Origin of the sequence: Flavobacterium limnosediminis JC2902 (assembly GCF_000498535.1) — a bacterium.
Taxonomy (GTDB): Bacteria; Bacteroidota; Bacteroidia; order Flavobacteriales; family Flavobacteriaceae; genus Flavobacterium; species Flavobacterium limnosediminis.
In genome coordinates this window covers 82398-97220 of record NZ_AVGG01000002.1, presented here as the reverse complement: position 1 = coordinate 97220, position 14823 = coordinate 82398, and the positions used below count along the sequence as shown (strand labels likewise).

The following is a 14823-nucleotide window of genomic DNA, read 5'->3' as shown; positions in this document are numbered from 1 at the left end:
GAGTTTTTAAGGATTTATACCCGTAACCCGTTCCGATTTTTTATACTAATGCACGGCATTGTATAACTAGCACTTCAGATGAGAGTTTGAAGTTTAGAGAAGTAATTCGAGGTGGCAGCGTAATGATTTGACTCTTTCTTAAGAGTAAATTATAAGTCTAAAATCAATTTTTAATTGCAAATAAATCAATAGTAAAAACTATGATGAATAATAGAAATAAAGATAAAAACACGATTAAGAGATTTAATAAAATTTCGATCGGTTTGGCATCTCCGGAATCTATCTTGGCCGAGTCAAGAGGTGAGGTTCTAAAACCAGAAACAATCAATTATCGTACGCATAAGCCAGAGCGTGACGGTCTTTTCTGTGAACGAATTTTCGGTCCTGTAAAAGATTTCGAATGTGCTTGTGGTAAATACAAAAGAATCCGTTACAAAGGAATCGTTTGTGACCGATGTGGAGTTGAAGTTACAGAGAAGAAGGTACGTAGAGACAGAGTAGGTCATATCAATTTGGTAGTGCCGATTGCTCATATCTGGTATTTCCGTTCGCTTCCGAACAAAATCGGATACATTTTAGGTTTACCGTCTAAGAAATTAGACATGATTATCTACTACGAAAGATATGTAGTTATTCAGGCAGGTATCGCTAAAAATGCTGACGGTGAATCTTTACAAAGATTAGATTTCTTAACAGAAGAAGAGTATTTAAATATTTTAGATACGCTTCCGATGGAAAATCAATATTTAGATGACAATGATCCTAACAAATTCATCGCTAAGATGGGTGCGGAATGTATCATGGATTTATTAGCGCGTACTGACCTTGATGAGTTGTCTTACAGCTTACGTCACGCTGCCAATAATGAAACATCGAAACAAAGAAAAACAGAAGCGTTAAAACGTCTTCAGGTAGTGGAGTCTTTCCGTGAATCAAACAACAACAGAGAGAACCGTCCGGAATGGATGATCATGAAAGTTGTTCCTGTTATTCCGCCGGAATTACGTCCGTTAGTGCCGCTTGATGGTGGTCGTTTCGCGACTTCCGATTTGAACGACCTTTACCGTCGTGTAATCATCCGTAACAATCGTTTGAAACGATTAATGGAAATCAAAGCACCTGAAGTAATCTTAAGAAACGAAAAACGTATGTTACAGGAATCTGTAGACTCGTTATTCGATAACACAAGAAAAGCTTCTGCTGTTAAAACAGAATCAAACAGACCATTAAAATCACTTTCTGATTCCTTAAAAGGTAAACAAGGTCGTTTCCGTCAAAACTTATTAGGAAAACGTGTGGATTATTCTGCTCGTTCGGTAATTGTTGTTGGACCGGAAATGAAATTGTTCGAATGTGGTCTTCCGAAAGATATGGCTGCGGAACTGTACAAACCATTCGTTATTCGTAAGTTAATCGAAAGAGGAATCGTTAAGACAGTGAAGTCGGCTAAGAAAATTATCGACAAAAAAGAGCCGGTAGTATGGGATATCCTTGAAAACGTAATTAAAGGTCACCCGGTATTACTAAACCGTGCTCCTACGCTACACAGATTAGGTATCCAGGCATTCCAGCCAAAATTGATTGAAGGTAAAGCGATTCAGTTACACCCGTTAGTGTGTACGGCGTTTAACGCGGATTTCGATGGTGACCAGATGGCGGTTCACTTACCGTTAGGGCCAGAGGCTATTTTAGAGGCACAATTATTGATGTTGGCGTCTCACAATATCCTTAACCCTGCCAATGGTGCGCCTATCACGGTACCTTCTCAGGACATGGTACTTGGTCTTTATTATATGACCAAAGAGCGTTTGTCTACTCCGGAGCACCCGATTTTAGGTGAAGGTTTAACTTTCTATTCTGCTGAAGAGTGTAATATCGCTCTAAACGAAGGTAGAGTTGAGTTGAATGCCCGCGTTAAAATCAGAGCGAAGGATTTCAATGAAGAAGGAGTATTGGTTAACAAAATTATCCAAACGACTGCAGGTAGAGTATTATTTAACGAAGTAGTACCTGAAGCAGCCGGATATATCAATGAGGTATTAACTAAAAAATCGTTGCGTGATATTATCGGACACATTTTAAGTGCTACTGATGTACCTACAACGGCGGCCTTCTTGGATAACATGAAGGATATGGGATACAAATTCGCTTTCAAAGGTGGTTTGTCATTCTCATTAGGAGATATCCGTATTCCGGAACAAAAAACACAATTAATTGCTGATGCCAGAGAACAGGTTTCCGGTATCTCAATGAACTATAACATGGGTCTTATTACCAATAACGAACGTTACAACCAAGTTATTGATATTTGGACTTCAGCGAATGCGCAGCTTACTGAGTTGGCAATGAAAAACATTAGAGAGGACCAACAAGGTTTCAACTCGGTGTATATGATGCTTGACTCTGGAGCGCGTGGATCGAAAGAGCAGATTCGTCAGTTAACCGGTATGCGTGGTTTGATGGCTAAGCCGAAAAAATCAACTGCTGGTGGTGGTGAAATTATTGAAAACCCGATCTTATCAAACTTTAAAGAAGGTCTTTCCATCCTTGAGTACTTTATCTCTACTCACGGTGCTCGTAAAGGTCTTGCGGATACGGCGCTTAAAACGGCCGATGCTGGTTACTTAACTCGTCGTCTACATGACGTATCTCAGGATGTTATCGTTAACTCTGTTGACTGTGGTACATTGAGAGGTATTGAAGTGACTGCTTTAAAGAAAAACGAAGAGATTGTAGAATCTTTAGGTGAGAGAATCTTAGGACGTGTTGCTTTACAGGATGTAATTAATCCGTTGAATGGTGAAGTGTTGGTTCACGCAGGTGAGCAAATTACCGAAGCCATTATGAAAACTATCGAAGCTTCTCCGGTTGAAAAAGTAGATGTGCGTTCGCCGCTTACTTGTGAAGCTCCTAAAGGTATCTGTGCTAAGTGTTACGGTCGTAACCTTGCTACAGGTAAGATGACGCAGAGAGGTGAAGCCGTTGGTGTTATTGCAGCACAGTCAATTGGTGAGCCGGGTACACAGTTAACACTTCGTACGTTCCACGTTGGAGGGGTTGCCGGAGGTATCTCTGAAGAATCAAGCATCATCACTCGTTTTGCAGGTAAATTGGAAATCGAAGATCTTAAAACAGTTAAAGGCGAGGATAACGAAGGAAATGTTGTTGATATCGTAATCTCCCGTTCAACTGAATTGAAATTGATCGATGAAAAAACAGGTATTGTTTTAAATACACACAATATTCCTTACGGTTCAAGCATTTTCGTTAATGACGGTGATGTGGTTGAAAAAGGAACTACCATCTGTAAATGGGATCCATATAACGGTGTAATTATTTCCGAATTCACCGGTAAGGTAGCTTATGAAGATATCGAGCAAGGACAAACGTTCATGGTTGAAATCGATGAGCAAACCGGATTCCAGGAAAAAGTAATTACTGAGGGTAGAAATAAAAAATTAATCCCGACTTTATTAATCTACGGAAAAGACGGCGAACTAATCCGTTCGTACAACTTACCGGTAGGGGCTCACTTGATGGTTGACAACGGTGAGAAGATTAAAGCAGGTAAGATTTTAGTAAAAATCCCGCGTCGTTCTTCGAAAGCAGGTGATATTACCGGAGGTTTACCAAGAATTACAGAGTTGTTAGAGGCTCGTAATCCTTCAAACCCTGCGGTAGTTTCTGAAATCGACGGTGTAGTTTCTTTTGGAAAAATTAAAAGAGGTAACCGTGAGATTGTTATCGAATCGAAATTCGGTGAAATTAAGAAATACTTGGTGAAATTATCAAGTCAGATCTTGGTTCAGGAAAATGACTTCGTAAGAGCGGGTGTGCCATTGTCTGACGGGGCAATTACTCCGGATGATATCCTAAGAATTAAAGGGCCGGCTGCTGTACAACAGTATTTGGTTAACGAGATTCAGGAAGTATACCGTTTACAAGGGGTAAAAATTAATGACAAGCACTTTGAGGTTGTAATTCGTCAGATGATGCGTAAGGTTCAGATTCAGGATCCGGGAGATACTTTATTCTTAGAAGATCAATTGGCTCACACTTCTGACTTTATCGTTGAAAATGATAAATTATACGGAATGAAAGTAGTGGAAGATGCAGGTGATTCTGAAAACTTAAAAGCAGGTCAGATCATTTCTCCACGTGAGTTAAGAGACGAAAATTCGTTGTTAAAACGTAATGATAAAAACATTGTAGTAGCAAGAGATGTAGTTCCGGCAACGGCAACTCCGGTTCTTCAGGGTATTACAAGAGCGTCATTACAAACGAAATCGTTCATCTCTGCAGCATCGTTCCAGGAGACAACCAAAGTATTGAATGAAGCTGCTGTGGCAGGTAAAGTTGACGGATTGGAAGGATTGAAAGAAAACGTTATTGTTGGTCACAGAATCCCTGCCGGTACAGGTATGAGAGACTACGACAACATTATCGTAGGTTCCAAAGAAGAGTTCAACGAACTTATGGCTGCAAAAGAAGAATTTAATTACTAAGAATTAAATTTCTCACTATATTTATAAATCCTAACAGTATTATACTGTTAGGATTTTATATTTTAGCATAATAATTAATATTTATAACGATGAGTGATAAAAATAACCCTCAAGGACAAATTAATATTGAATTGGATGAGCAAACCGCTGAAGGAACGTATTCCAATCTGGCTATCATAAACCATTCGAATACCGAATTCGTTGTGGATTTTGTGAGTATCATGCCGGGAATGCCTAAAGCAAAGGTGAAATCAAGAATTGTATTGACACCGCAGCATGCAAAAAGACTGCTTATGGCTTTAAGTGAAAATATACACCGCTTTGAAAGTGCTCACGGCGAAATAAAGGAGGCCGAACAGCCACCGATACCATTTAATTTCGGACCTACCGGACAAGCATAAAAAAATCCCATCTGTTTTTGCAGATGGGATTTTTGTTTTAATGTATGTCTTTATTCAAATTCAGAAGTGAAAAGCAATTTTACACTTGGGTATTTGCTTTGTGTCATTTGAATGGAGAAATCAGAATCCGCAAGGAAAACCAGTTGGCCATACTTGTCTTTGGCCATGAATTTTTGTTTGATACGTTTGAATTCGGCGAATTCCTCGTTTTTAGGGTCTTCCGGTTTTACCCAACAGGCTTTGAATGCCGGGAAGTTTTCATACGAACATTTAGCGCCGTATTCGTGCTCCAGACGATATTGGATTACCTCATACTGTAAAGCACCAACGGTACCGATAACTTTTCGGTTGTTCATCTCGAGTGTGAAAAGCTGTGCCACACCTTCATCCATCAACTGATCTACGCCTTTTTCCAACTGTTTTGCTTTCATTGGGTCAGCGTTGTTGATGTATCGGAAATGTTCCGGAGAGAAACTCGGAATCCCTTTAAATTGCATCAATTCGCCTTCTGTCAGCGTATCTCCGATTTTGAAGTTTCCGGTATCGTGCAATCCCACAATGTCCCCCGGATACGAAATGTCAACGATTTCTTTTTTCTCAGCGAAAAAGGCATTCGGACTTGAGAATTTCAGGTTTTTGCCTAAACGAACGTGTAAATACGGCTTGTTTCTTTCGAATGTTCCCGAAACAATTTTTATAAAAGCCAAACGATCACGGTGTTTCGGATCCATATTGGCGTGGATTTTAAATACAAATCCGGAGAATTTATTTTCGTCCGGTTTTACCTCACGGGTATCGGAATCTTTGGGTCTTGGTGAGGGAGCGATTTCTATAAAACAGTCCAATAACTCACGAACTCCGAAATTATTCAAAGCCGAACCAAAGAAAACGGGCTGTAAATCTCCAGCCAAATAAGCATCCCTGTCAAAAGCAGGATAAACTTCACTGATCAATTCCAGTTCTTCACGAAGTTTGTTCGCCGGTTTTTCTCCGATGATCTTTTCAAGTTCCGGACTATCAATATCAGAAAAGGCGATGGTTTCTTCGATGTTTTTTCGGCTGTCACCTTCGAAAAGATTGATGTTTTTCTCCCAGATATTATAGATCCCCTTGAAATCATAGCCCATTCCGATTGGAAAACTCAACGGCGTAACATGTAGGCCTAGTTTTTTCTCCACCTCGTCCATCAAATCGAATGCGTCCTTACCTTCACGGTCCAATTTGTTGATGAAAACAATCATCGGGATGTTTCGCATACGGCAAACTTCAACCAGTTTTTCCGTCTGTTCCTCAACTCCTTTTGCTACGTCAACCACAACAATAACACTGTCTACCGCGGTTAAAGTTCTGAAGGTGTCTTCCGCGAAATCCTTGTGACCCGGTGTGTCGAGAATGTTGATTTTTTTGTCTTTGTAATTAAAAGCCAATACCGATGTGGCCACGGAGATTCCTCTCTGGCGCTCAATTTCCATGAAATCGGAAGTGGCTCCTTTTTTGATTTTATTACTCTTTACGGCTCCGGCTTCCTGGATCGCACCTCCGAATAATAACAGTTTTTCCGTTAAGGTCGTTTTACCGGCATCGGGGTGAGAAATGATCCCGAAAGTTCTTCTACGTTGTATTTCTTTTTGAAAACTCATCAGACAAAATTTGTGGGTGCAAAAGTAATTATAATTTGCGAGAACTCATTTTATTATCAAAAAAATAGCCTTTTGACGTTGATATTGAATTTTGCGCATAATTTTTTGTTAATAGTATTTCGTATGGTTGTATAATAGCTTTGAATTGTTATTTTTGTTGGTTGCAAATCATATGTTCCGTTTGTCTCGCGGACTTTTGATATCAGCTTAAAATTTAAAAACTTCAAACTAAATAGTCTTACTAAAAGAAATGAAATTAAAACAGGTTTTACTAGGTCTTTTTATGGCTGCCAATGCAGTTTCTTTTGCTCAGGAAAATAAAAAAGAGGTTCTTTTTACAATTGATGACAAGCCGTTTTACACCGATGAATTCACAAGGGTTTACAAGAAGAATCTTGAATTGGTAAAGGATGATTCCCAAAAAGACTTAAATCACTATCTTGATTTGTTTATCGGATACAAGCTAAAAGTTGAAAAAGCCAATAAGCTGGGACTTCAGGACAATGCGTCCTATCAGAATGAACTTAAATCATACCGTGAACAACTTTCCAAAAATTATGTTACCGACACAAAAGTAACCAAGGAGTTGATAGAGGAAGCTTACAAACGTTCCCTAAAAGAGATAAAAGCGTCTCACATTTTGTTTAATCTTGATGAAAATGCGGAACCTGCCGATACTTTAAAGGTGTACAATCAGGCTATGAGTGTTCGCAAGAGAATCCTTAACGGAGAAGCTTTTGAAACTGTGGCCATGCAGAATTCGCAGGATCCATCAGTCAAAGAGAACAAAGGGGATTTAGGATGGTTTTCTGTTTTCAGAATGGTATATTCTTTTGAATCGGCGGCTTATAAAACCAAAAAAGGCGAAATTTCCATGCCGGTGCGAACCCGTTTCGGTTATCATCTTATAAAAGTAGACGACATTCGTGATAACAGAGGTCAGGTTATCGTATCGCACATCATGACATTAAACGGTCAGAATCCTGTTGAGGCTGCAACTGCAAAATCTACAATTGACGATGTGTACAAAAAACTAAAACAGGGTGAATCCTTTGAAAGTCTGGCGCAACAGTTTTCCCAAGATAAATCATCTTCAGGTAAAGGCGGTCAATTACAACGTTTCGGATCAGGGGAATTGAGCTCTGAGGAATTTGAAAATGTTGCTTTTTCACTTAAAGAGAATGGTCAGATTTCCGAGCCGTTTCAAAGTCAGTTCGGTTGGCATATTATCAAGCTGATTGAAAAATATCCCGTTAAATCATTGGAAGAAACCGATGTTGATTTCGATAGTAAAATCAGAAAAGACGATCGTTCCCGACTGATTAATGCATCGCTGAATGAAAAACTAAGCAAAAAATATCCGGTAAAAAGAGACGATAAGGTGTATAAAAAAATCGTTCCTCTTGTAACGGACAAATATTACAAGCAGGAATGGGAACTTCCGGCGAACATGAAGGATTTAAACCAGAAATTGCTAACCATCAATAACGAAAAGACTGTTGATGCACCTGCATTTTTAAATTTCGTTTTTTCACAGCAAAAAAATAACAATACGCAGAAACCGATTGCAAAACTTGTAGATAAATTGTATGCTAAGTTTGTAGAGGAGCAGCTGGTGAATTACTATAACGATAATCTCGAAAAAGAGTTTCCGGAGTTTGCCTACGTGATGGATGAATACAGAGACGGACTGTTATTGTTTGATCTGATGGAAAAAGAAATCTGGACAAAAGCAAAAACAGATACGATAGGATTACAGAAATTCTACGAAGACAATAAAGCAAACTATCAGTGGAAGGACAGAGTGGATGTAAATATCTTTTCTTCTACCAAAGAAGATGTTATTAAAAAGACGGAAAAATATCTGAAGAAGGATAAATCAATAGAGTTTATCAAGTCGAATTTGAATAAAAAAGGTGATGTGGAAATCATGGTGAAGTCGGGTGTTTTTGAAATCGGAAACGATGCGTTACCAAAACATCAAAATTTCAATGTGGGCATTACAGACATCAGTCATGAGGGAAATTATTACTTCATTACCCAGGTGAATAAGAAAATGGAGAAAGGGCCTAAAAAACTGGAAGAAACCAAAGGTAAAGTGATAAACGATTATCAGCAGTACCTTGAGACGCATTGGGTGGATGAATTGAAAAAAGAATTCAGCATTAAAGTGAATCAGGATGTTTTCAGCAAAGTGAAAAATCAATTACAAGTAAAATAAACCTATAATTTAAGAAAAGCAAATGCCATTTAAAAAGAGAAAAATGAAGTTGATAAACAATAAGATTGCCCTGATTTTCGGATTAGTAATTTGTGCTTGCAGTTCGATGTATGCACAACCGAGTCAGAAAAAGAAAATCGATGGCGTTGTAGCTGTTGTTGGGGATTATGTGGTTTTGGATTCTGATATTGATAAAACATTTTTAGAGTTACAGGCGCAGGGCGTGGAAACAAAAGGTATTACCCGATGCGAAATGTTGGGTACCTTGCTTGAGGATAAACTATATGCCCACCAGGCGATTCAGGACAGTATTGTGGTGACCGACGCAGAGGTTAATGAGTTTATGAATTCCCAGTTGGACCAGATGGTGGAGCAGGTAGGTTCAATCGATAAAGTAATTCAGTTTTATAACAAAAAGAATCTGGAGGATTTTAAAGCCTATTTCTTTGACGTGGTTAAGATGAACAAACTGACATCCCAAATGCGACGTCAGATTGTGGAAGAAGTTGAGATTACACCAGAAGAGGTGAGACAGTTCTTTGTTAAGATTCCAAAAGAAGAGTTGCCAGTTTTTGGTGCCGAAATGGAAGTGGCTCAAATCGTAGTGAAACCGGTTATCAGTCAGACGGAAAAACAAAAAGTGATTGATAAGTTAAAACAGTTGAAGAAAGAAGTTCAGGAAGGTTCCAGTTTTTTCAGTAGAGCAGTTTTGTATTCGGAAGATCCTGGTTCAAAATCAAGCGGAGGTTATTATAAGCTTACCAAGAAAACACAATTCGTAAAAGAATTTAAGGATGTGGCGTTCAGTTTGCAGGAAGGTGAAATCTCCGAACCGTTTGAAACAGAATTCGGATACCATATAATTTTTCTTGAAAAAATACGCGGACAGGAACTGGATGTGCGTCACATCTTAATTTCACCAAAAGTGACTGATGAGGCACTGAAGGAAGCGAAAACCAAAATTGAAACAATCCGCAAGCGAATTGTAGAGGGTCAGATTTCATTTGCTGAGGCAGCAAAGCAGTATTCAGATGAGAAAGAAACCCGAAATAACGGTGGTGTCCTGATGAATCCAAGAACCATGTCGACTCGTTTTGAGTTAACAAAAATGGATCCTTCTTTATACAGTGAGGTTTCTGAGTTAAAAGACAATGCAGTTTCCTTGCCGTTGATGGATCAGGAACAAAACGGAAACAAAAAATACAAACTGATTACCGTAACCAATCGTTTTGAAGAACATACGGCTGATTTTGCAACCGATTATTTAAAAATTAAAGAATTGGCGTTAAAGGAAAAGCAAATCAAAGCGGTAGGGAAATGGACAGAAGAAAAGATTAAAGAAACTTACGTTAAGATTATCGGTGAATACAGAGAATGTAAATTCACGAGTAACTGGCTTAAAAAATCATTATAAATTATGGGTTTTATGAGGGGCGGATTGTTCAACTCATGACTTGTAATTCATAACTCAAAACATATAACCAAACTATGTCAGACGTAGCAGCAATTCAGAATCTGGTTGAGAAACAGAAGGCTTTAAAAGCGGAAATTTCCAAAATAATAGTTGGCCAGGATGATGTGGTTAACCAAATCGTGTTAAGTATTTTTTCAGGCGGACATGCACTTTTGGTTGGTGTTCCCGGATTGGCAAAGACGCTGATGGTGAATACCATTTCACAGGCTTTGGGATTGGATTTTAAACGCATCCAGTTTACGCCCGATCTGATGCCATCGGATATTTTGGGAAGTGAAATTTTAGATGAAAGCCGAAGTTTTAAATTTTTGAAAGGGCCTATTTTCTCAAATATTATTCTTGCTGACGAGATCAACAGAACGCCTCCCAAAACACAGGCGGCTTTGTTGGAAGCGATGCAGGAAAAAGCAGTTACGATAGCCGGACAGCATTATAAATTGGATTTGCCTTTCTTTGTTCTGGCAACCCAAAACCCGATTGAGCAGGAAGGGACTTATCCGTTACCGGAAGCACAATTGGACCGATTCATGTTTGCCGTCAAATTGGATTATCCTTCTTTTGCGGAAGAAGTGCAAGTTGTGAAATCAACCACGACGGATTACAATGTTACGGTAAATCCTTTGTTTACAGCTCAGGAGATTATCGATTTTCAACATTTAATCCGAAGAATTCCGGTAGCCGATAATGTGATTGAATATGCCGTAACACTGGTTTCCAAAACCCGTCCGGATAATCCGCTTGCCACCGATTTTATAAAAAACTATTTGGATTGGGGTGCAGGGCCTCGGGCATCACAAAACCTGATTTTGGCAGCCAAGACTAACGCTGCTCTAAATGGGAAATACTCTCCGGATATTGAAGACGTCAAGGCAGTTGCTACCGGAATTCTGCGTCACCGTATAATTAAGAATTACAAAGCCGATGCGGAAGGTATCAGTGAGGAAATGATCATTCAGAAGTTGTTTTAATTACAATAGATAAAATAAAAAAGAGCACAAAAGATTTTTTCCTTTGTGCTTTTTTTGCTTATGCTTTTGTGTTGGTTCTATATCTTAGAAATCCTGTTTTCCAACTCCTTGTCATAGAAAAACAAAAACATACTGCCCATCATATCCTGATCTATTTTTGAAGTATTGTCACAAGTCAGAATCAATTCATATTCATGATTTTCATACATCCACATCCCTTTTTCAGAACTGAACGTTTCTATGTTTTTCAATCCTATTTTATTACTGTAGTTAGTAATCTTACACGTGAATAATGTTTTGTTTTCGGTCTTGTCGAACAAGCAGATGGAAGTGGCGAAAGGGTGAACGTGAGGCGCCGAAAAATGCAATCGTGCACTGTCCTTGATTTGCAGTTGTTCCGATATGAAACTTCGGTATGTTTTTTTTCCTGGGGGGATCACCCAATGTCCGGAAAGCATGTTGCCCGCCTTGTCATTGTAGGTGTGGTTTTTAGTTTCCACAGGAATGCACTGATTACTCGCCGGGTCCAACGGACCTTTAAATGGATCATTCTTGTCAAACGGTAACTGAATGTAAACCGTTTTACTCATCAACGGTTTTTGCGTTTTGTTGTACGCTTCATATTTTATGGAGACTTCGTGTTTAACTTTTTTGAAGATATCCGGCTGATTGTGATTCAGGGTTTCTGTGATAACAAACAAAAAGTGGGAACCGACAATTGGTACGCCATATCCTTTTGGAAAATCAAAATGTTCCAGTCCGTGAGACAGGGAAGTCATTCTTGGGTACTGTTTTCTGATGCGGTCTTCAAGTTTCCAGTGATTGTAATATTGTATTTCATTAATATCAACATTCATGTGGCAGATATAATCGTTGGAAAGTGTTGCGTTGGTTTTTGCATCAACGGCTTTTACTTTAAATCCGGTAATCCATACAATACTGTCGGACTGGTTAAGCTGAATGTAACGGGAGGCTTTTGGTCCCTCCATCGATTTGTAAATCCCGTCGATGATAAAGGTAGGCGATAGCATTTTGTATTCTTTTTGGTCGTTGTTTATCCGCCAGTCATTATCAACTATTCCGGTTTTATGAAGAAGAAATGTTTTTACAATCGCTTTGTGACGGTTGGTTAGCTGCAGGTACCAAATTCCAAAAGCAATAATTCCCAATAGGGCTGTAACTCCTGAATATTTATATATCTTTGATTTTCTCATTTTAAAACGATAAGGAGCAAAAATAAGCAAATCTATGATTGATACTCAAGTAAAGACGAATAATCGGATTTTCGGTTTGGACGTGATGCGGGCTCTGTCAATTGCAATGGTTTTGTTTTCCCATTCTGCGGTTATTTACCCTCAAAATGGTGGTCTTTTGTCGAAACTGAAAGATGTAAGTGGTTTTTTTGGAATCGAATTGTTCTTTATCTTAAGCGGCTTTTTAGTGGGGAGTTCGATTTATAAACTTTTTGTTTACAGTGATTATAATTTTAGGGAAGTGAAGGGGTTTCTTTTTCGCAGATTGTTCAGGATTGTTCCCAGTTACTATTTGGTCCTCGTAATCAATATCATCATCTACCTCTGTTTTGCCTTTTCTCTTAAGGAAGTCTGGAAATACTTTTTTCTGATGCAGAATGTTGCCACACCAATTCCCGCGTTTTTTCCCGAGTCTTGGAGTTTGCCTGTAAAAGAACTTGGTTATGTGTCGGCAGTACTGATTCTGTATATTATCGTTTCTTTTTTCGGTCATTTCAGCAGAAAGAAAGTTTTCTTTATGGTTATCCTTTTACTGCTTTCGTTTTCCTTTTTTGCGAAAGTAAATTATCACTTTCATGCGGAAAATTTGGATTTGTCTGTTTGGAGTCAGTCGGTTCGGGGTGTTGTGGTTTATAGGCTTGATTCTGTTTTGGCGGGGATACTTTTAGGGTGTTTGTTTTTTGAATACCCTAAATTTTTTAAAAGAAATAAACTGATTTTTGCCGGTTTCGGATTGCTGTTTTTTTTGCTTTTCATTGTTTTTGTTACGATTTTCAAATTCCGCTTGGACAACGCAGCCTGGTTTTGGAATATCGTTTGCCTGCCTTTTATTTCTGTAATCGTTCTGATGGTTTTTCCGCTAATGTTAGATTGGAGAAAGGGGCCGAAACGTTTGGAGTTGCCGGTACGATTTGCCTGTGATATTTCCTATTCAGTGTATCTTATTCATTACAGTATCGTTCTTTTTCTGATGATGCGATTGTTTAATCTGAAGGAGTTTAGTCAAACTGAATTGCATCTTTTTACCTTTTTTTATCTGACAGTAACAGTATTGCTGAGTGTTGTGTTTTATAATTTTTTTGAAAAACCGATAAATAAGTACCGATTGTCGAATTTTAAATTACGCTTAAATAAAATTGGAAAAACATAGAGTTTTTGGATTGGATGTGATACGATCCGCAGCTATCCTGATGGTGTTGTGTTCACATATTCTTTGGATTTATCCACAGGATAACGGATTACTGTCGCAGGTTTTTGTCTTATTCGGTTTTTGGGGAGTGGAATTGTTTTTTGTGCTGAGTGGTTTTTTGATCGGAAAGATTCTGTACAAATCCTATGTTGAACAGGATTTTACGCTGCAATCTGTTTTTTGTTTTCTCAAAAGGCGCTGGTTCAGAACGCTACCGAACTATTTTTTGGTACTGCTGCTGAATGTTGTTATAGCTTTCATAATAGGCCTTTCGTTGACGGATATAGGGTATTATCTTTTCTTTCTTCAGAATTTTGCAACGACCATGAAGCCCTTTTTTCCGGAATCATGGAGTTTGTCGGTTGAGGAATTTGCCTATATGTTTATGCCCCTTGCTTTATTACTGTCTTCGTTTTTAATCAAGCATAAAAATAAGTCCAAACGATTCATTAGTGTGGTTTTGATTTTGATTCTGATGTTTTTTATCAATAAGGTTATTTACCAGCTAACAAGTTCTAACACCACTTTGGAGCAATGGAACCTGTCCCTGAAAGAGGTGGTTGTTTATCGTATTGATTCAATTTTGATTGGGGTTGTCGCGGCTTGGGTGAGTTTAAATTTTTCGGAATTTTGGAAAAAACACACCGTATTATTTGTATCAATAGGCTGTGTTTTTATCGGACTGATGTATGTGGGTGTTGGTTATTTCCGGATACTGATTGACAGTTATCCTTTCTTTTGGAATGTGCTGTATCTGCCGGTCACTTCCATAACGTTTGTGTTTTTTCTGCCTTTTCTGTCGCAATGGGAAAATGCTCCGAAATGGATCGTCCGACCGGTTACTTTTGTGAGTTTGGTTTCTTATTCGGTCTATCTTTTGCATTATAGTATTGTTTTGCAGTTGATGAAGTATTTTTTAGATACGCCCCGATTTACCATGATGCAATTGCACGGATTTACATTTGGTTATTTAGTGCTGACTTTTTTCTTGAGTTTCCTCTTATATAAGTACTTCGAAAAACCAATGATGAACCTTCGCGACAGATAGCAATACTGCCGATTTGATAAAATTAGCCCCTGTTTTTTCGTGATTTGACAAAATAAAATTAAAAAATCGTGAATTCGTAAAATAATAACAAGATATCGTGATTTTGTTGAGGGATATTCATCAA

9 protein-coding genes are annotated in these 14823 nt (G+C 38.5%); 7 read left to right on the top strand and 2 right to left on the bottom strand.

The window, feature by feature from the left end:
• Positions 1-200 precede the first annotated feature (200 nt).
• Together rpoC and FLJC2902T_RS03180 are read left to right on the top strand one after the other, a co-directional pair.
• On the top strand, positions 201-4505 hold the full coding sequence (gene rpoC / locus FLJC2902T_RS03185; RefSeq protein WP_035677001.1) for a DNA-directed RNA polymerase subunit beta': 4305 nt from the start codon (positions 201-203) through the stop codon (positions 4503-4505).
• 89 nt (positions 4506-4594) lie between these two features.
• Positions 4595-4906 carry a DUF3467 domain-containing protein gene (locus FLJC2902T_RS03180; protein WP_023578341.1) on the top strand — a complete coding sequence of 104 codons (312 nt, stop codon included), beginning with the start codon at positions 4595-4597 and terminating at the stop codon, positions 4904-4906.
• Positions 4907-4956: 50 nt separating this feature from the next.
• Here the strand turns inward: FLJC2902T_RS03180 and FLJC2902T_RS03175 are convergent, their stop codons facing one another.
• Positions 4957-6546 carry a peptide chain release factor 3 gene (locus tag FLJC2902T_RS03175; protein ID WP_023578340.1) on the bottom strand — a complete coding sequence of 530 codons (1590 nt, stop codon included), beginning with the start codon at positions 6544-6546 and terminating at the stop codon, positions 4957-4959.
• A gap of 250 nt (positions 6547-6796) precedes the next feature.
• Here FLJC2902T_RS03175 and FLJC2902T_RS03170 point away from each other — a divergent pair, with 250 nt between their 5' ends.
• From FLJC2902T_RS03170 to FLJC2902T_RS03160, 3 genes are all read left to right on the top strand, one after another.
• Positions 6797-8767: a peptidylprolyl isomerase gene (locus FLJC2902T_RS03170; RefSeq protein WP_023578339.1), complete on the top strand. Its 1971-nt coding sequence runs from the start codon at positions 6797-6799 to the stop codon at positions 8765-8767.
• Between the two features lie 43 nt (positions 8768-8810).
• Entirely contained in the window at positions 8811-10181 is a 1371-nt protein-coding gene (locus tag FLJC2902T_RS03165) for a peptidylprolyl isomerase (protein ID WP_023578338.1), read from the top strand.
• Positions 10182-10255: 74 nt separating this feature from the next.
• Positions 10256-11209, top strand: coding sequence for an AAA family ATPase (locus FLJC2902T_RS03160; protein ID WP_023578337.1), 954 nt, complete (start codon positions 10256-10258; stop codon positions 11207-11209).
• A gap of 77 nt (positions 11210-11286) precedes the next feature.
• Here FLJC2902T_RS03160 and FLJC2902T_RS03155 read toward each other — a convergent pair whose 3' ends face one another.
• Entirely contained in the window at positions 11287-12423 is a 1137-nt protein-coding gene (locus tag FLJC2902T_RS03155; RefSeq protein WP_035676995.1) for a hypothetical protein, read from the bottom strand.
• Between the two features lie 34 nt (positions 12424-12457).
• Between FLJC2902T_RS03155 and FLJC2902T_RS03150 the strand changes: the two genes are divergently transcribed.
• Entirely contained in the window at positions 12458-13612 is a 1155-nt protein-coding gene (locus FLJC2902T_RS03150) for an acyltransferase family protein (protein WP_023578335.1), read from the top strand.
• Positions 13599-14699, top strand: coding sequence for an acyltransferase family protein (locus FLJC2902T_RS03145; RefSeq protein ID WP_155958848.1), 1101 nt, complete (start codon positions 13599-13601; stop codon positions 14697-14699). The genes FLJC2902T_RS03150 and FLJC2902T_RS03145 overlap by 14 nt, the downstream gene beginning before the upstream one ends.
• The last annotated feature ends 124 nt before the right edge of the window (positions 14700-14823 follow it).